Genomic DNA, 17,743 nt, shown 5'->3' with positions numbered 1-17,743 from the left:
GCGTCAGAGGCCGTGCGGGCGCTCCGGCGGCGTGGGGAAGGTGGCCCGGGCGCGCGACTCCGCCTCGTCCTGGCCGCTGCCGAGGGAGCCGGGGCCGCTCGTGGCCTTGATGACGTGCAGTGACGCGACCGCGAGGAGCACGACCATGACTCCGAGGGCCACCCACGACTGGGTCACCACCCACCAGCCGAGCACGACCAGACCGGCGACGGCGTAGGGAATGAGCGGGAAGGACTTCATCGGCCACCTCCTCAGGTGACTCATGACCTTAACAAGGTCGCCTCCTCGCCGCCGGTCGGCGAGGATCACGGCGACCCCGGACGGCTCAGCCGGTCAGCCCGAGCCGCTCCAGCAGCGGGCCCACCTCGGGGTCGCGGCCGCGGAAGCGTCGGTAGGTCTCCAGCGCCTCGATGGACCCGCCCCGACCCAGGAGCTCCCGGCGGAAGACGTCGCCGGCGGCGCGCGTCATACCTCCGGGGTGGTCGGCGTCGCCCTGCTCGCGGAACCACCGGACGGTGTCGGCATCCATGACCTCCGACCACAGGTAGGAGTAGTAACCCGCGGCGTACCCGCCGCCGAAGATGTGGTGGAAGTAGGCGCTGCGGTAGCGCGGCGGGACGAGCGGGAAGGCCACCCCGGCCTGCTCGAGGGCCGCCTGCTCGAAGGCCTCCACGCCGGACCCGTCCTCCGGCAGCTCCGCCAGCGGCGTCTGGTGCCAGGCCTGGTCCAGGATCATCGCCTTGAGCAGCTCGATGGTGTGGTATCCGGTCTCGGTGCGGCTGTCGACGAGCTGGTCGACCCACTCCTGCGGGACCGGATCGCCGGTCTCGTGGTGACGCGCGTAGCGCCGCAGCAGCGCCGGCTCCCAGGCCCAGATCTCGTTGACCTGGCTGGGGAACTCGACGAAGTCGCGCGGCACCGACGTGCCCGAGCGCGAGGGGTAGCGCACGTCCGAGAGCAGCCCGTGCAGGTCGTGGCCGAACTCGTGGAAGAGCGTGATGACGTTGGTCCAGGTCATGAGGCTGGGCTGGCCGGCCGACGGCGGCGGCACGTTGCACGTGTTGGTCACCACGGGCAGGTCGCCGAGCAGGTGCGACTGGTCGACGATGCTCGTCATCCACGCCCCGCCCTTCTTCGTCGGCCGGGTGTAGGGGTCGATGGCGACGGCGCCCAGCTGGCTGCCGTCGGCCTCGCGCACCTCGAAGACGCGGGCCGCCTCGGTGTACCCGACGAGGTCCTCCCGCTCGTGGAAGGTGATGCCGTAGAGCGCCGTGGCCGCGGCGAAGACGCCGTCGGTGAGCACCCGCTCGAACTCCAGGTAGGGCGTGAGCTGCCCGGTGTCGAAGCCCTCCCCGGCGCTGCGGGCGGCGAGGAACTGCCAGTCCCAGCCCTCCAGCGTCGCCCCCGGCTCGAGGGTGTGCAGCTGCTCGGCCAGGGCGTCGGCCTCGCGCTGGGCGATCTCCACGGCGCCCGGGGCGAGCCGGCCGAGCAGGTCGTTGACCGCGTCGGTGGTCTGGGCGCAGCCGACCTGGTGCACGTAGGACGCGTGGTGCTCGTAGCCGAGCAGCGTCGCGCGCTCGGCGCGCAGGCGGGCGATCCGCACGAGGATGTCGCGGGTGTCGTGGGCCTCGTGCCCCTCCCGGCCCAGCCCCCGCTCGACGGAGGCCCGGAAGACCCGCTCGCGCAGGCCACGGTGCTCCAGGCCGTCCAGGATCGGCTGCCCGGTGGTGTTCGTCAGGGTGACGAGCCAGCCGTCGAGGCCCCTGGCCTCCGCGGCCTCGCGCAGCCCGGCCCGCGCGTCCTGGTCCAGCCCGGCCAGCTCGGCCTCGTCGGTGACGTGCACCGCGGCCGCCGCGCGGCCGGTCACCAGCAGCCGGTCGAACTCGGTCGAGAGCGTCGCCAGCTCCCCGTTGAGCTCGCGCAGCCGGGCCTGGCCGGGGGCGTCGAGCGTGATCCCGCCGCGCTCGTAGGCGCGCAGCCGCTCGGTGAGGACGAACTCGTCCTGCTCGTCGAGGTCGACCTCCCCGGCATCGGCGCGGTCGCCCAGCTGGGAGAGCCGGGCATACAGGCCCTGGTCGAGCATGATCGTGTCGGTGTGCGCGGCCAGCCGCGGCGCGAACTCGGCCATGATGGCGTCCCGCTCGTCGTTGGTGTCGGCCGACTTGGCGACCCAGAACGCCGACAGCGTGCGGTCCAGCGTCGCCCCGGAGGTCTCCCAGGCGTGCAGGACGTTCTCCACCGTCGCCGGCTCCGGGTCCTCGGCCAGGGCCCGCAGCGCCTCGAGCTGCTCGGCCATCCCCACCTCGACCGCCTCCCGGACGTGGGCGTCGGTGAGGTTCGCGTAGTCGGGGAGCGAGAAGGGCAGCGTGGACGGGGAGAGGAGGGGGTTGGTCATACCTCTCATCACATCACAGGCCACCCACGCACACTTCTGGACATAGCTTTCTGGGGAACGGGCCCCAGAAACCGATGTCCAGAAGTGCTGATTCAGGAGTGATATCCAGCCTGTCGTCGGGCCGCGATAAGGACTGCATAGGGTGGCGACCATGAGCGACGAGGCCTCGACGACCACCGGCGACAGCCCGGCGACCGACCCCGCGACCCCGGGGGGCAAGGACCGCCCCGAGCCGCGCGACGTGCTGGTCGAGACGACCCACACCATCGGCACCACCGAGGGCGAGCTGACCTACACCGCGCGGACCGGGCGGATCGTCATCCGCGAGGAGGAGGTCAAGGACGAGGTCTTCCAGGGCTGGACGCCGCGCGGGGAGCTGGCGGTCACGGCATACACCCTGGTCGACGGGGAGGGTGAGCCCGACCGCAGCCGTCCGATCACCTTCGTCTTCAACGGCGGCCCCGGGTCGAGCTCGGTGTGGCTGCACCTCGGGGTGCTCGGGCCGCGGATCGCCGACGCGGGCGAGCCGAACGACCCGACGGCGCCGCCCTACGCCCTGCACGACAACCCGCAGACGCTGCTGCGGGCCTCCGACCTGGTCTTCATCGACCCGATGTCGACCGGCTGGTCTCGCGCGGTGGAGGGCGGCAAGGCCAAGGACTACCACGGGTGGAAGAAGGACGTCGAGCAGGTCACCGAGCTCATCCGGCTGTGGTGCACCCGCGAGGACCGTTGGATGAGCCCGAAGTTCCTCGCCGGGGAGTCCTACGGCACCACGCGGGCCGTGTCCGTCGCTGAGCGCCTCTTCGGCAGCTTCGGTATGCAGCTCAACGGGTTGGTCCTCATCTCCAGCGTGCTGGACTTCGGCACCCAGGACTTCCGCTTCCTTCGCCACGACGAGGCCTGCCTGTCCTACCTGCCGACCTACGCCGCGATCGCGCACTACCACGGCAAGCACCAGGGGCGCAGCCTCTCGGAGGTGCTCGAGGAGGCCGAGGAGTTCGCCGCCGGGACCTACCGGTGGGCGCTGGCGCGCGGCAACCGGCTCACCGAGGACGAGCGGGCCGACGTGGTGGAGCGGCTGGCGGCCCTGACCGGGCTGTCCCGCGACTACGTCGAGCGGTGCGACCTGAGGCCCGAGCACTGGCGCTTCTGCACCGAGCTGCTGCGCGACCGTGGCGAGACGGTCGGGCGGATCGACGGGCGCATCCGTGGCGTGCTGCACTCGGGGATCGCCGAGGGCATGGACGCCGACCCCAGCATCGACGCGATCATGGGGCCGTACGCCGCGGCCATCCACCACTACCTGCGGGCCGAGCTGCGCTCCGAGCTCGACCTGCCCTACGCCGTCTTCTCCGACGCCATCGAGCACTGGTCCTACAAGGAGTTCGAGGCCAAGCCCATCAACGTCGCCGACAAGCTGGAGCGGGTCATGCGCGCCAACCCGCACCTGCGCGTCCGCTTCGAGTACGGCTACTACGACCTGGCCACGCCCTACTGGGCCGCCGAGGACACGGTCGCCCACCTGCGGCTGCCGGACGCGGCCATGGACCGGGTCGAGCACGCGTGGTTCGAGACCGGCCACATGCCCTACGTTGGCGAGACCTCCCGGGTCGAGGAGGCCGAGGGCATCACCGACTTCGTCCGGAGGGCAGCGGGCCGCTGACCGGCCTGCACGTCGTGGTTCACGAGGACCGCGGGGCGGCCCGTCGCTAGGGTGTGCCGCATGCTGGGTCGCGTCGTCGGAGTCCTGCTGATGATTCCCGTCGTGCTGCTGGCCGTCTTCGGCGGGTTCAGCCTGCTGACCGACTGGCGGCCCTCGCTCAACCCCTTCGCCGAGGAGGAGGTCGACCGCACCGGCCCCTCCGTCCTGCAGTCGCTCACCGAGATCAGCGAGTTCCACGCGGCGAGCGCCTACTACGAGACGGTCGTCGACCTCGAGCGGGACACCCGCTTCGTGCCTGACTGGATCAGCGGCGAGCGGGTCCTCTACGTCGGCAAGGGCGACGTCGATGCCATCGTCGACTTCGGCGAGCTGGACTCCCGCCGGGTGCAGGTGTCCGAGGAGGACGGCGCGGTGACGGTCCTGCTGCCGCAGCCGACGGTCGGCGGGCCGACGCTGGACCTCGAGGAGAGCTACGTCGTCAGCGTCGACCGCGGCATCACCAACCGCTTCCGTGGCTCCGACCTCGAGCAGGAGGCCCAGCGCACCGCGGTGGCCCAGATGAGCCGGGCCGCCTCCGAGGGAGGCCCGCTGGCCGACCTCGCCGAGAGCAACACGGTGGCCATGCTCGAGGGACTGCTCGACGCCCTGGGTCACGGCGACGTGACCGTCACCTTCGAGGGCTGAGCGGCCTTGGCCGCGTGCTCAGCGGATCGGCGTCGTGTCGTCGGCGACGTCCGGGAGCGGCTCGACCTCGTAGGTCGCGACAGGCAGCCCGCTCTCCCGCTCGTCGGCCTTGATCGCCGCGACCCCGGCGACGATGAGCACGCCACCGAGCAGCTGCACCGGTGCCGGCATCTCGGCCAGCAGCAGCCAGGCGAAGAGCACGGCGAACATCACCTCGGCCAGGCCGACGAACGAGGAGACCTTGGCGCCGAGCATGCGCGCGGCGACGATCCCGCTGAGGTATGCCCCGGCGGCCGCGACCAGGCCGAGCCACAGCACCGGCGCCCACCACGGCGCGTCGACACCGGCGAGGAGCACGTCCTGCGTGCTCATCCCCATCGGGACCACGCCGAGGACGCCGGCGAGGGTGAGCGCGACCGCGCCGATCGTCATACCCATCGCGGCGAACGCGGTCGGGGGAAGGCCGCTGGCGTCGTCGGCACCGACGACGAAGAAGACCGCCAGTCCGACCGCCGCGAGCAGGCCCCACATGACCCCGACGGCGCTGAGCTGCACGTCGCCCAGCACGTCGAGGACCAGCAGCAGGCCGGCGACCGCGAGCACGACGCCACCGATCGTCAGGGGTCGCGGGCGCTGGCCGTGCCGGGCCCAGAGCCAGCCGACGACGAGGATGGGGCCGAGGTACTCCAGCATGAGCGCGACACCGACCGACAGCCGCTCGACGGCGAGGAAGTAGAAGAGCTGGCACCCGGCCACCGCGACGAGTCCGAAGAGCCCGGTGTGGATCCAGGTGATCGGGCGGCGCAGCAGGTGCCAGCGCCCGCGCATGGCCATGGCCGCGGGGGCGGCGAGCACGAGGGCGCCCAGGGCGACCCGGGCGGTCACGGCCGCCCCCGGGGTCCAGCCCTCCAGCAGCAGGCTCTTGCCGACCGCGCCCGCGGTGCCGAACATCGAGGCGGAGAGCAGCGCGACCGCCAGCCCCAGCAGGAGGGTGCGCGCGCCCGCCCGGCGGGTCGACGTGGTGGGGTGGTCGAGGCTGGTCCGGGTGGTGGTCATGGGGCTGGCCCCCTCTCTCGTGGTTGGCGTCAGGAGCGTAATTCTACGACACTCATGACGATACCGAGGCCCGACGTCAGGAGTCAACTTGCCTTTCACTCATGACGCAGTGGAGGCGCTGCGCTCGGCCGCAGCCCTGGTCAACACCCGCACGGGAGCCGGCAGCGGCAGCGACCACCTGCCCTCGGAACGGGCCGCGCAGGCGCGCGCCGAGGGTGTCGACACCCTGACGACCGTGGCCGACCTGGAGGCCTTCGTGGAGCACTGGCAGTGGTCGGGTACGCCGCCGCGGCGGTCCGCCGAGGTGCAGCGGGTGCGCCTCGTCCGGCCGCGGCTCGCGACGTTCTGGGAGCTGGGCGAGGAGGCGGTCGTGGACCTCGTCAACGCGCTGCTCGCCGAGGAGCGGGCGGTGCCCCGGCTGGTCGACCACGACGGCTGGGGGTGGCACCTGCACGCCGTGCCGGACGACGCCCCCTTCGCGACCCGGATGGCGGTCGAGGCGGCGATGGCGATGGTCGACGTCGTGCGCGCCGACGAGCTGCAGCGGCTGCGGCGGTGCGAGGCCGACGGGTGCGACGGGGTCTTCGTCGACCTGTCGCGCAACCGGTCCAAGCGCTTCTGCAGCACCGCCTGCGGCAACCGGGTCGCCGCCGCGGCCTATCGTGGGCGGCAGTCCGACAAGGGCGACGCGGGCCCCGGTGAGGGGTCCGCGGACGGATGAGACGGCATACCGGAAGAGTGCGATGACCCACCACGACGACCTCGCCCCCGCCACCCGCGCCGTGGCGCTCGGGCGCCCCGACCGGGAGCCCGGCGCGCCGGTCAGCACCCCGGTGACCTTCACCTCGACCTACGTCGCCGACGGGGAGGTCGCCTACGCGCGCACCTCGAACCCGACGTGGGAGGCGCTGGAGGAGGTGCTCGGCTCGCTCGAGGGCGGCTCGGCACTGGCCTTCGCCTCCGGGATGGGTGCGGTGGCGGCCGTCGTGGCGCTGGTGCCCGTCGGCGGGGTCGTGGTGGCGCCGCGGCACGTCTACAACGGGACGACCGGGCTGCTCGACGAGCGCGAGGCGGCGGGGGCGCTCACCGTCCGCCGGGTCGAGGCCGAGGACGTCGACGCGATCGTCGAGGCGAGCGAGGGTGCCGACCTGCTCCTGCTGGAGTCGCCCACCAACCCCATGATGGAGCTCACCGACGTCCCGGCCGTCGTGCGCGGGCTGCGGGAGAGGTATGCCGACGCCCGCCCGCTCGTCGCCGTGGACAACACCTTCGCGACGCCGCTCGCGCAGCAGCCGCTGGCCTGGGGCGCGGACGTCGTCATCCACTCGGCGACGAAGTACCTCGCCGGGCACTCCGACGTGCTGCTCGGGGCGACCGTCGTCGCTGACGCCCGGGTGGATCTGCGCGACCGGCTGCACACCCACCGGTCGCTGCACGGGGCGATCCCCGGGCCGATGGAGGCGTGGCTGGTGCTGCGGGGCGTCCGCACGCTGCACCTGCGCCTGGAGCGGGCCCAGGTCGGGGCGCAGGTGCTCGCCGGGCGGCTGGCGGAGCACCCGGCCGTGCGGCGGGTGCGCTACCCGGGCTTCGGCGGGATGCTCTCGATCGAGGTCGCCGGAGGGGTGGAGGGTGCCGAGCGGGTCTGCGCGGCGACACGGCTCTGGACGCACTCGACCAGCCTGGGTGGTGTGGAGAGCCAGATCGAGCGCCGTCGTCGCCACCCCCTGGAGGTCGCGACCGTGCCCGAGGACCTCGTCCGTCTCTCGGTCGGCGTGGAGGACGTCGAGGACCTCTGGGTCGACCTGGCCCGGGCGCTGGACAGGGCGCTGGACCCGGCCTGACCCCACACCCGGACGCGTGGCCAGGCCGCACCGGACGCGTGGGCAGGACGCACCGGACGCGTGGGCAGGCCGCACCGGACGCGTGGTCAGAGACGCGTGTAGCCGTAGTGGTCGGACTGCCGTTCGTTGATCCAGACCTCCTTGACCCCGTCGGGGTCCTCGACCTGGACGGTCCGGCTGTAGGTCTCGTCGATGAGGGTGGCCCGGACGCCTGCCGCCGTGAGCAGGGCGAGGGCCTCCTCCACGTCCCCGTCCCACTCGAAGGCCAGCTCGACGGCCGTGTCGTCCTCGCGGTGGGCGGCCACGAGCCCTCCACCGTCGCAGGTGAGGTCGGTCCAGATCCCGTCGTCGGCGACGAGCCGCGGCCGCGCCCCGATGCCCTCGAGGACGGCGCGGATCATGGTGGTGTCGGGGCCGTACCAGATCGGCAGGACGAGCAGGCGTGGGTCGGCGGGTGGTCCGCTCTGCTCCACCGGGGTCGGCGCGTCGAGGGTGAAGGCCGTGCCGTCGGGCGCCGACACCATGCCCGCCTCGCCGTGGTCGGGGCGGCCCAGGGTGACGGGCACCCCGGCCTTGGCTGCCGTCGTGACCGCGTCGGGCACCGGCGTCGTCGTCGAGAAGGCGAGCGTCGTGCCGGGCGGCTGGTCGTCGCTCGCCTGGTGCAGGGCGACGCGGCCCGAGCCCACGGCATACACCAGCCAGCCGGGCCGCTCCAGGATCAGCCGGGCGCCCAGAGCCTCGAGGAGGCGCTGCCACGCCGGGATGTCGGCGGTGAAGCGGATGGGCTGGGCGATCAGGTCGGTGATCATGCGTCCTCCTGCGTCGAGGTGAGGTATGCCCGCAGCGCCTTCTCGACCAGCGCGGACAGGCTGAGGGCTTCGTCGATGCCCCGGTGCTTGATCTCGGTGATGAGGTCCTTGGGCAGGTAGACGTTGAACTGCGCCTTCTCGGTCATCCTAGAATGCTAGCAACCTAGCCAAGTCGGGACAAGGGCGTCAGGCCGAAACCGACGGGCGGTGCAGCGCTGCGCCCCGGCCGGCGCCGTCACGGTCGGCGGTCCGTGCGGTTGCGTCCCTAGGATGAGAGTCATGAGCCTCTTCGTGGTGCACTACACCTACTCCGACGACACCGCGGCGCGGGACGAGCACCGGCCCGCCCACCGGGAGTTCCTGGGCGGTCTGGCGCAGGAGGGCACCGCGCTGCTCACCGGTCCCTACGCCGACGTCGAGGAGGCCCCCGACGCCGCCATGCTCATCCTGCGCGGTGACAGCGCGGCCGAGCTGGCCGAGCTGCTGCGGGAGGACCCGTTCCAGCAGCTGGGTCTGGTGGAGCAGGTGGCCATCCGGGAGTGGTCGCCGGTGCTCGGCGCCTGGTTCGACGGGCCCCTCGCCGGCGAGCTCTGAGGGCTCTGTCGGACCTGGGCACGCTGGTGCAGCCTGTGCATGTGTTCTTCCCTACGTCCTGGCTGCAGAAGCGTGCACAGGTCGCGCCCGGGTGGCAGATCCGTGCACAGGTCGCGCCGTCGGGTGATGGATCCGTGCACCGGCGCTGACCGGCCGACCGGTCGGCTGCGTCAGCCCTCGGCGGTCACGTAGGTCCCGGCCGAGCCGTCCACCAGCGCGGCGACCTCGTCCAGGCTCCCGATCGCGGCCGCCACCCTGGGCCGCGCTGATCCCGCGACCTCGACGAACCGGCATACCGCCTCGACCTTGGGGCCCATCGACCCGGCCGGCAGGTCCAGGGACCTGAGCTCCTCCGGCGTCGTGCGCCGGATCTCGCGCTGCCGGTCCGTGCCGTACCCTTCCATGACGGCCGGCACGTCGGTGAGCACGAGGAGTCGGTCGGCGCCGAGCCTGTGCGCGAGCAGCGCTGCCGACAGGTCCTTGTCGATGACCGCCTCGACGCCCTGCAGGTCGCCGCTGCCCGTGCGGACGACCGGCACGCCGCCGCCGCCGGCGCAGACGACGATGACGGACTCGTCGAGCAGGTGGTCGATGAGCCGGGTCTCGATGATCTCGCGCGGGCGCGGCGAGGGCACGACGCGGCGCCAGTGCTCGCCGTCGGCCCTGACCTGCCACCCGTGCCGGTCGGCGAGCTCGCGGGCGGTCGCCTCGTCGTAGACCTCGCCCACGAACTTCGTCGGGTCCGCGAAGGCCGGGTCCTCGGCGTCGACGAGGGTCTGGTTGAGCACGGCCGCGAACTGGCGGTAGGGCCGCTCGTTGCCGATCGCCTGCAGGATCCAGTAGCCGATGAGCCCCTGCGTCATCGCCCCCAGGGCGTCGAAGGGGTAGGGCTGGCTCAGCCGCGCGTCGTCCGCGCTCTCCATCGCGAGGATGCCGACCTGCGGCCCGTTGCCGTGCGTGATGACGACCTGGTGGTCGTCGGTGAGCGGGGCGAGGGCCCGCATGGCGCGGCGGATGTTGGCGACCTGCGCCGCGGCGTCGGGCACCTGGCCGCGCTGCAGCAGCGCGTTGCCCCCGAGGGCGACGACGATCCTCATGGCCGGAGTATGCCGTGCGGCCCGTCGGCGACCGGCCGCGCCGCGCGGGCGCGCCGTCGCATGGGATCATGGTGTCGTGGACGCCTGGCAGTCCTTCCCGCTCGGCCTCGCCCTCGCCTTCCTGTGGGGCGTGGCCATGCTGCGTGGCCAGGTCACCTACTGGATCGCGCGCAGCGTCACCGAGCAGACGCTGCGGCACACCCGTCCCACGTCGGGCTGGCGCGCCGCCGTCCACCGCTGGCTCTCGAGCGACGCCGTCGACCGCGGACGCGGGGCGGTGGAGCGCTGCGGCATCGGCGCGGTGCCCCTGTGCTACCTCACCGTCGGGCTGCAGACGGTGGTGCTCGCCTCGGCGGGGGTGCTGCGGATGCGGTGGTGGCGCTTCACCCTCGCGCAGTCGGTGGGCGCCCTGGCCTGGGCCGCGATCTACGCGACCGTCGGCTTCGCCATCTGGGCGCTCGCTTTCGAGGCACTGCTCGCGGGCGGGCCGTGGCTCGCCGCCGGGCTCGCGGTCGCCCTCACCCTGCTGGTCGCGCTCGGGCACCGGTGGTATGCCGTGCGCCGTCGCCGCGGCAGGAGCGCCGCCGACGAGGTCACGACTGCTCGGTCGCGTCCTGCCTCTGCTCCTCGATGATCTCCAGCATCCGGTCCGCGGGGTAGGCGCCCTGCAGCACCTGGGTGTTGATGAGGAAGGTGGGGGTGGAGGAGACGCCGATGGCCCGGGCCTCGGCGCTGTCGGCCTCGACCGCGGCGGTGAGCTCGGCGTCGGTGAGGTCGGCCTCGAACTGCTCCAGGTCGGGGACCCCCACCTCCTCGGCGATCTCCAGGATCTCCTCCTGCCCGTACTCCCCGTGGCCGTCCGTGGACAGCGCGAAGACGGCGCTCTGGAACTCCTCCAGCCGGTCCTGCTCCGCGGCGGCGCGGCCGGCCACGGCGGCGAGCTGCGAGGTCTCGTCGAAGATGACGAAGTCGCGGAACTCGATGCGCAGCGTGCCGTCCTCGACCAGCGGCATCAGCTCGGGCCGGATCTCGAGGTGGAACCGCGCGCAGTAGGGGCAGCGGTAGTCGGCGTACTCGATCATGACCACCGGTGCGTCCACCTCACCCACGGCCATCGGGTCCTCGGGGTCCCGGCGCTGCAGGTCCAGCATCATCTGCGCGACCTCCGGGGGAGGGGTCTGCTGCGCCGCCCCCGGGTCGGCCGGCGGCTCGGCCGCGGAGCCGCCGTCGGGGGTCGAGGAACCCCGCGGCGCGCTCTCACCGTCGCCCTCGTCCGCACCGCCCTCGTCCGCACCGTCCCCCTCGGGGGCCGGAGCGGCCTCGGCCTCGCTGCCGGCCGTCTGCGACGGTGCGACCGCCTGCTGCTCGCCGCGCTCGCCCAGGGCCAGCCAGGCGATGAAGGCCGCCACCAGGGCGACGACCACCGCGGCGACGGCCCAGGCCACCGCGACGACGGTGCGGTCGGTCCGGGGCTGGGGCGAGGTCGGCGTGCTCACGGGGCCAGCGTCGCACACCGGCCCGACGCTGCTGCCAGGATGGTGCGGTGCGCGCCTTCATCGCCCTGCTGCCGCCGGACGCGGTCACCGAGGAGCTCGACCGCTTCCTGGAGCCCCGGCAGGACGCGCTGGCCCCCCGCGGGGACTGGCGCTGGACCCGCAGCGAGCAGCGCCACCTGACCCTGGCGTTCCTGCCTGAGCTGGAGGAGTGGCGCGAGGAGGAGCTCGTCGAGGCGGGGGCGGCCTGGGCGGAGCGGAACCACCCGTTGCGGCTCGCGCTCCACAGGGCTGGCGCCTTCCCCGACCCCGGTGCCGCCCGGGTCCTGTGGGCCGACGTCGTCGAGCCGGCCGAGGGCTCGCTCGCCGCCTGGGCGCACGCGCTCCGGGCGCTCGCCAGCCGGTCCGGAGCGCGCGTGGACGGCACCCGGTTCCGCGCCCACGTCACCCTGGCCCGCTCCGTCGGCCGACCGCGGCCCGCCGGTCATCTGGTGCAGGCGCTGGACACGCTGCATACCTCGTCGTGGCGGGCGGAGGAGGTGTGTCTCGTGCGCTCCGAGCTCGGCCAGGGCCCCGGCGGCACCCCGAGGTATGCCGTCCGCCACACCTGGTCCCTCGCCTGACCGCCCGCCACCGCCCGATGGTGCCCTGCCACCGCCCGCTATCCGGACTTTAGGCAACGTACCGGAGCCCGACCCAGAGCACGCTTGTGCAGACTCTGGTGACACATGCGTCGCTCGAGCGACGCGTGTGACACGAGATCCTGCACGACGAGATGCACAAGCGTGCTCGGGGCCTCTCGCGTACGGCCGTCCCGAGGCTCAGGTATGGCGCGGTGTGAGCGTCCTCGCGGCCGTCCCGAGGCTCAGGGCTGCTGGGTCGCGCCGGACCGGTCGCCCGCGCCGGCTCCGCCCCCTGTCTCGTCGTCGATCTCCGGCAGCTCCAGCGGCGGCAGCGTGGTGACGACCGCGTCGTCCGGCGGGGGGACCTCGACCTGCGTCGGGTCCGCCTCGGCGTCGTCGACGAGCTGCTCCACCGCCTGCACCTCGACCCCCTGGCCGGCCGAGCACGACCGGTCCTGCGGCACCTGCGGCTGGATGGTGCGGCCGTTGATGAGGCTGACGTCGTCGAACTGCGGGCGGCCGGACACGAGGTTGCGGTAGCTGTAGCGGGTGAGGCTGCTGATCGCGCAGTCCTCGCCGAAGGTGAGGATGTCGAAGCTGTAGGCGTGGGCCTGGAGCTCGCCCGCGGTCTCCGGGTCCTCCTCCGCCGCCTCCTGGGCCCGCTCGGTGAGCGGCGGCAGCCGGAACTGGTTGACCAACCCGCCGCCGGTGAACGACCCGACCTGCAGGTGCTGCCCGGTGAGGCCGGGGATGTGCATGTGCCCGTTGATCGTCACGGCGCCCGCGGTCACCCGCTCGGCGGCGTAGGGCTGGTGGGTGAGCACGATGTCGCTCGGGTCCAGCCCGGCGGTCGCCTCGCGGAAGCGCTCCGCGAGCGCGGCCTGGTCGGCGCCGTAGTCGTCGCTGCGCTGGTTGAAGTAGCGGCTGTCGTTGAACCCGGTGATGGTCACGCCGTTGACGCTGATCTGCTGCAGCTCGCCCTCGGTCGGCTCGACGAGCAGCACGTTGGGGACCTGCGCCAGCCGCCTCAGCACGCTCTCGTCCCCCGCGAAGGCGCCGTCGTGGTTGCCGCGGACGAAGATGTAGGGCACCCCGAGGCTCTCGATGCCGTCGTAGATGTCGGTGAGGTCGCCCTCGTCCTGCCGCCCGAAGTTGACGATGTCGCCGGCGTCGATGACGGCGTCGATGTCCTGCGTCTGCACGATCTCGCGCATGAGGGGGTACTGGTTGAGCCCATGGATGTCGCTCACGAGCAGGAACCGGGCGGACGGCTCCGTCTGGACCGCGTCCGGGCTGAACTCCTCGCGCATCGCCGAGGACAGCGCCAGCAGGTTGGTCACGTAGACCGCGCCCTGGTCGGCCTTACGGTCCAGCCCGGCGAGGATGTCGGTGTTCTGCTCGACGAGCGACAGCAGGCTGGTGGTGCGGAACTCGGAGACCCGGTCGGTCCGATAGGTCAGGTATGCCGCCGTCCCCGGCACGAGCATCGCCAGCACCGTTGCGACGGCCGAGGCGACCAGGCCGCGGGCCACGTGCGCAGGCCGCGCGGCGGCATACGCGAGCATGACCAGGGCCGTCGTGACCAGGGCGCCGGCGGCGAACTTCCACGCCAGCTCGGCGACGCCGTCGTCGATGGCCGCGCGCAGCTCCTCCGGGGTCGGCTCCAGGTCGGCGGTGCGCAGCTGGCCGCGGCGCAGCAGGTCGGTGACCTCCTCGCGCACCTGGACGCGCGCCTCCAGGCCCGGCGCGGGCAGCACCCTGCGGTCGAAGGACACCTCCATGTCGCCGACGACCGTCGGCAGCAGCAGCGTCGAGTCGAGCCGCGGCTGGATCGAGATGTCCGCCGCGAAGTAGCGGGTCTGCGTGTGCACCGGCCACAGCTGGGTGGCCGCCACCCCGCCGGTCCAGGCGACGACGAGCAGCATGGCCACGACGCCGATGCGCCGGAGCCACGGGACCGCTGCCGCGGAGCTCTGCCGGATGCCCATCGGCCGCAGCCTAGCGAGCGGTCGACCGGGCCTGGCGCGCGGTAACGTCCCTGGCCATGAGCGAGCACGTGGACGTCGTCGTCGTGGGTGCGGGGCTCGCCGGTCTGGTCGCGACCGCCGAGCTGGTCGCCGCCGGCCGGCAGGTCGCGCTGGTGGACCAGGAGCGCACCGAGCACCTGGGCGGCCAGGCCTGGTGGAGCTTCGGCGGGCTCTTCCTCGTGGACAGCCCGGAGCAGCGGCGGATGCGCATCCACGACTCGGTGGACCTCGCGTGGCAGGACTGGTGCGGCAGCGCGGGGTGGGACCGCGACGGGGAGGCGGGCCGGACGGGGGAGGACGACTGGGGCCGCCGCTGGGCCCGCGCCTACGTCGACTGGGCCGCCGGGGAGAAGCGGGCCTGGCTGCGGGAGCGCGGCGTGCGCCTCTTCCCCGTGGTCGGGTGGGCCGAGCGCGGCGACGGCACGGCCAGCGGGCACGGCAACTCGGTGCCGCGCTTCCACCTCACCTGGGGCACCGGGCCCGGGCTCGTCGAGCCGTTCGAGCGGGCGGTCCGCGACGGGGTGGCCGCCGGGCTCGTGCAGCTGCGCGGCCGCCACCGGGTCACCGGGCTCGTGACGAGCGGCGGGTCGGTCACCGGGGTGCGCTGCCACGTCCTCGCCGACGACCCGGTGGACCGGGGTATGCCGTCCTCCCGCACCGTCGTGGGCGAGGTGCAGATCGAGGCGGGGGCCGTCGTCGTCACCAGCGGCGGCATCGGGGCCAACCACGAGCTGGTCCGCCGCTTCTGGCCCGAGCGGCTCGGCCCGCCGCCGCGCGAGGTCGTCACCGGGGTGCCCGCCCACGTCGACGGCTCGATGCTCGACCCGCTGGAGTCGGTCGGCGCCCGCCTGGTCAACCGTGACCGGATGTGGCACTACGTCGAGGGCCTGGCCAACCACTCGCCGGTCTGGCCCGGGCACGGGATCCGCATCCTGCCCGGACCCAGCAGCCTCTGGCTGGACGCGACCGGGCGGCGGCTCCCCGCGCCATACCTCCCGGGGTTCGACACCCTCGGCACCCTGGCGCACCTGCGGCGGACCGTGCCCGAGCACGACCACAGCTGGTTCGTGGCGAGCCGGACCGTGCTCGGCAAGGAGTACGCGCTCTCCGGCTCCGAGCAGAACCCGGACCTCACCGGCCGGTCCGTGCGGCAGGTGCTGGGACGGGTCACGACCGACGTGCCCGCGCCCGTGCAGGCCTTCGTGGACCACGGCGCGGACGTCGTGGAGGCGGACACCGTGGAGGAGCTGGTGGCCAGGATGAACGCGCTCACCGGGGCTGAGCTGGTGGACGCCGCGCAGGTGCGCGGGCTGGTGGAGGCGCGGGACCGGGAGCTGGCCAACGGCTACGGCAAGGACGTGCAGACCGCGCTGGTGCGCGCCGCGCGGCGCTCCCTGGGTGACCGGCTCATCCGCACGGCGCCGCCGCACCGCTTCCTCGACCCGCGGCACGGCCCGCTCGTCGCCGTCCGGCTGCGCGTCCTCACCCGCAAGACCCTCGGCGGGGTGCAGACCGACCTGTCCTCCCGGGCCCTGGACGACGACGGGTCGCCGGTCCCGGGGCTGTATGCCGCCGGCGAGGTCGCGGGGTTCGGCGGTGGTGGGGTGCACGGCTACCGGTCGTTGGAGGGGACCTTCCTCGGCGGCTGCCTGTTCACCGGCCGGGCCGCCGGGCGGGCGGCTGCCGACGCGACCCGCTAGTCCGCTGACCGTCCTGGAGGTCGGTCCTGGGACCCGCTGACTCCGGAAGTTCTGGACATGGCTTTCTGGGGCCCGCTCCCCAGGAACCTATGTCCAGAACGGCAGGTCGGGGGCGGTGTGGTTGGCTGACGGGATGGACCTCTCGACGCTGCGCCGGAAGGCGAGCACGGCCGCGCTGGTCGGCTTCCGCGTCACGCCCGGGCCGCTCAAGCGCCTGGTCGTGCGCACGGTCGCGCCCAGCTACACCGTCGGCGCGGTGTGCGTCATCGAGCACGACGGAGAGATCCTCGTGCTGTGGCAGCCGCACCGCAGGGGGTGGAGCCTGCCGGGCGGGCTGCTCGGTCGGGGCGAGGAGCCGGCGGACGCGGTGCGGCGGGAGGTGGCCGAGGAGGTCGGGCTCGACATCGACCCCGGCGACCCGGTGACCGTGCGCGTCGACGCCGTCGAGCAAGGGGTGGACGTCGTCTTCCGGGTCCTCCTCGACCAGCGCCCGGACCTCGACCTGGCGACCGAGGCCCGCAAGGCCCGCTGGACCCGCCGCGGGGAGCTGGGTGCGGCCGACCGGGACACCCGGGGCATCCTCGCCGCCCTGGAGCAGGCCGGGGTCCCGGCCCGGCCGGGGCGGCTGCTCGACGCCCAGGGGTAGGCCCGGATGGGCTGCCGGCCTGTGCCCAGGTCAGGGCCGGTATGCCCGGCCCGCTCGAGTCTCCCCGGCCCTCAGCCCGCGACGGTGAGGAGGATCTTGCCGATGTGCTGGCTGGCCTCCATCTCGCGGTGAGCGGCGGCGGCCTCCTCCAGCGGGTGGCGCGACTGGACGAGCGGGCGCACGCGCCCCTGCGCGACCCAGGGCCACACGTGCTCGCGCACGGCCGCGACGATCTCGGCCTTCCCCTCGGGCGACCGGGAGCGCAGCGAGGTCGCCTGGACCCGGCCGCGCTTGGCCAGGAGCGCCCCCAGGTCGAGCTCGCCCGTGCGGCCACCGAGCAGGCCGATGACGACGAGCCGGCCGTCGCGGGCGAGGGCACGGACGTTGTCGGGGAGGTACTTCGCGCCGACCACGTCGAGGATCACGTCGGCACCTCGGCCGTCGGTCGCGGCCCTGACCTCCTCGACGAAGTCCTGCTCGCGGTAGTTGACGAGCACGTCGGCACCGAGCTCCCGGCAGGCCGCCAGCTTGTCCGCCGACCCGGCGGTGACCGCCACGTGGGCGCCGAGGGCCTTGGCGACCTGGATGGCCATCGTCCCGATGCCGCTCGAGCCGCCGTGCAGCAGCACGGTCTCGCCCTCGCGCAGCCCGGCCTCCATGACCAGGTTGCTCCACACCGTGCACGCCACCTCGGGCAGTGCGGCGGCGTCCTCCAGAGGTATGCCGTCGGGCACGGGGAGCAGCTGACCGACCGGGACGGCGACCGTCTCGGCATACCCTCCGCCGGCGAGCAGGGCGCACACCTCGTCGCCGACCGACCACCCGGCGTCCTCGGTGCCCTCGCCGAGGGCGCTGATGCGCCCGCTGACCTCGAGGCCGGGAAGCTCGGAGGCACCGGGCGGGGGCGGGTAGGCGCCCTTGCGTTGCATGACGTCCGCGCGGTTGACGCCGGCGGCGACGACGTCGACGAGCACCTCGCCCTCTCCGGCCGTCGGGGTGGGCACGTCGGCGGGGACCAGGGCGTCGGCCTCACCGGGCTCGGGGATGGTGATCGCTCGCATGGCCCCAACGTAACGGGCGGTGCGGGGCGCCGTCGGACGGGCCGCGCGTGA

At 73.5% G+C, this 17,743-nt stretch carries 18 protein-coding genes; 9 read left to right on the top strand and 9 right to left on the bottom strand.

Translation table 11 applies throughout. The features are described from left to right. Positions 1-3: 3 nt before the first annotated feature. Positions 4-240 carry a hypothetical protein gene (locus Q0967_RS13155; RefSeq protein ID WP_298749933.1) on the bottom strand — a complete coding sequence of 79 codons (237 nt, stop codon included), beginning with the start codon at positions 238-240 and terminating at the stop codon, positions 4-6. 85 nt (positions 241-325) lie between these two features. Then, positions 326-2,395, bottom strand: a complete 2,070-nt coding sequence (locus tag Q0967_RS13150; protein WP_298749931.1) for a M3 family metallopeptidase — start codon at positions 2,393-2,395, stop codon at positions 326-328. A 151-nt stretch (positions 2,396-2,546) separates the two neighbouring features. Between Q0967_RS13150 and Q0967_RS13145 the strand changes: the two genes are divergently transcribed. Together Q0967_RS13145 and Q0967_RS13140 are read left to right on the top strand one after the other, a co-directional pair. Continuing rightward, the gene (locus Q0967_RS13145) at positions 2,547-4,061 is read left to right on the top strand and encodes a S10 family peptidase (RefSeq protein WP_298749929.1); all 1,515 of its coding nucleotides are present in this window, start codon (positions 2,547-2,549) and stop codon (positions 4,059-4,061) included. Between the two features lie 60 nt (positions 4,062-4,121). Then, entirely contained in the window at positions 4,122-4,745 is a 624-nt protein-coding gene (locus tag Q0967_RS13140) for a DUF4230 domain-containing protein (protein ID WP_298749927.1), read from the top strand. An 18-nt stretch (positions 4,746-4,763) separates the two neighbouring features. On the opposite strand, the gene Q0967_RS13135 is transcribed toward Q0967_RS13140, so the two are convergent. Then, positions 4,764-5,801 (bottom strand): DMT family transporter, encoded by a 1,038-nt coding sequence (locus Q0967_RS13135; RefSeq protein ID WP_298749925.1) that lies wholly within the window; start codon positions 5,799-5,801, stop codon positions 4,764-4,766. An 88-nt stretch (positions 5,802-5,889) separates the two neighbouring features. Between Q0967_RS13135 and Q0967_RS13130 the strand changes: the two genes are divergently transcribed. After that, positions 5,890-6,522: a CGNR zinc finger domain-containing protein gene (locus tag Q0967_RS13130; RefSeq protein ID WP_298749922.1), complete on the top strand. Its 633-nt coding sequence runs from the start codon at positions 5,890-5,892 to the stop codon at positions 6,520-6,522. 22 nt (positions 6,523-6,544) lie between these two features. Continuing rightward, positions 6,545-7,642, top strand: coding sequence for a PLP-dependent aspartate aminotransferase family protein (locus Q0967_RS13125; RefSeq protein ID WP_298749920.1), 1,098 nt, complete (start codon positions 6,545-6,547; stop codon positions 7,640-7,642). Between the two features lie 86 nt (positions 7,643-7,728). Here Q0967_RS13125 and Q0967_RS13120 read toward each other — a convergent pair whose 3' ends face one another. Next, entirely contained in the window at positions 7,729-8,451 is a 723-nt protein-coding gene (locus Q0967_RS13120) for a hypothetical protein (RefSeq protein WP_299450500.1), read from the bottom strand. Continuing rightward, positions 8,448-8,597: a CopG family transcriptional regulator gene (locus Q0967_RS13115; RefSeq protein WP_298749915.1), complete on the bottom strand. Its 150-nt coding sequence runs from the start codon at positions 8,595-8,597 to the stop codon at positions 8,448-8,450. Before Q0967_RS13115 ends, Q0967_RS13120 begins: the two co-directional genes overlap by 4 nt. Positions 8,598-8,730: 133 nt before the next feature. Here Q0967_RS13115 and Q0967_RS13110 point away from each other — a divergent pair, with 133 nt between their 5' ends. Then, a complete protein-coding gene (locus Q0967_RS13110) occupies positions 8,731-9,045 on the top strand; it encodes a YciI family protein (RefSeq protein ID WP_298749913.1) in 315 nt (104 codons plus the stop codon). Between the two features lie 170 nt (positions 9,046-9,215). Here Q0967_RS13110 and Q0967_RS13105 read toward each other — a convergent pair whose 3' ends face one another. Continuing rightward, positions 9,216-10,142, bottom strand: a complete 927-nt coding sequence (locus Q0967_RS13105; protein ID WP_299450496.1) for a carbamate kinase — start codon at positions 10,140-10,142, stop codon at positions 9,216-9,218. A gap of 76 nt (positions 10,143-10,218) precedes the next feature. Here Q0967_RS13105 and Q0967_RS13100 point away from each other — a divergent pair, with 76 nt between their 5' ends. Beyond that, positions 10,219-10,776, top strand: coding sequence for a DedA family protein (locus Q0967_RS13100; protein ID WP_298749909.1), 558 nt, complete (start codon positions 10,219-10,221; stop codon positions 10,774-10,776). On the opposite strand, the gene Q0967_RS13095 is transcribed toward Q0967_RS13100, so the two are convergent. Beyond that, the gene (locus Q0967_RS13095) at positions 10,736-11,638 is read right to left on the bottom strand and encodes a thioredoxin domain-containing protein (RefSeq protein WP_298749906.1); all 903 of its coding nucleotides are present in this window, start codon (positions 11,636-11,638) and stop codon (positions 10,736-10,738) included. The two genes, Q0967_RS13100 and Q0967_RS13095, sit on opposite strands and share 41 nt — an antisense overlap. Positions 11,639-11,685: 47 nt before the next feature. Between Q0967_RS13095 and thpR the strand changes: the two genes are divergently transcribed. Next, positions 11,686-12,258, top strand: a complete 573-nt coding sequence (gene thpR, locus Q0967_RS13090; RefSeq protein WP_299450492.1) for an RNA 2',3'-cyclic phosphodiesterase — start codon at positions 11,686-11,688, stop codon at positions 12,256-12,258. A gap of 242 nt (positions 12,259-12,500) precedes the next feature. On the opposite strand, the gene Q0967_RS13085 is transcribed toward thpR, so the two are convergent. Further along, positions 12,501-14,246: a metallophosphoesterase gene (locus tag Q0967_RS13085; RefSeq protein ID WP_299450489.1), complete on the bottom strand. Its 1,746-nt coding sequence runs from the start codon at positions 14,244-14,246 to the stop codon at positions 12,501-12,503. A gap of 56 nt (positions 14,247-14,302) precedes the next feature. Between Q0967_RS13085 and Q0967_RS13080 the strand changes: the two genes are divergently transcribed. Both Q0967_RS13080 and Q0967_RS13075 read left to right on the top strand, forming a co-directional pair. Beyond that, positions 14,303-15,985 carry an FAD-binding dehydrogenase gene (locus Q0967_RS13080; protein WP_299450487.1) on the top strand — a complete coding sequence of 561 codons (1,683 nt, stop codon included), beginning with the start codon at positions 14,303-14,305 and terminating at the stop codon, positions 15,983-15,985. A gap of 133 nt (positions 15,986-16,118) precedes the next feature. Further along, complete coding sequence (locus Q0967_RS13075) at positions 16,119-16,631, top strand: NUDIX hydrolase (RefSeq protein WP_299450485.1); 513 nt, start codon at positions 16,119-16,121, stop codon at positions 16,629-16,631. 71 nt (positions 16,632-16,702) lie between these two features. Here Q0967_RS13075 and Q0967_RS13070 read toward each other — a convergent pair whose 3' ends face one another. Continuing rightward, positions 16,703-17,692, bottom strand: coding sequence for an NAD(P)H-quinone oxidoreductase (locus tag Q0967_RS13070; RefSeq protein ID WP_298749896.1), 990 nt, complete (start codon positions 17,690-17,692; stop codon positions 16,703-16,705). Positions 17,693-17,743: the final 51 nt, after the last annotated feature.

The sequence above is a fragment of the uncultured Serinicoccus sp. genome (genome assembly GCF_947500995.1).
Classification (GTDB): domain Bacteria; phylum Actinomycetota; class Actinomycetes; order Actinomycetales; family Dermatophilaceae; genus Ornithinicoccus.
The sequence above is the reverse complement of the archived record's forward strand: the minus strand, read 5'-3'. Positions and strand labels throughout refer to the sequence as shown.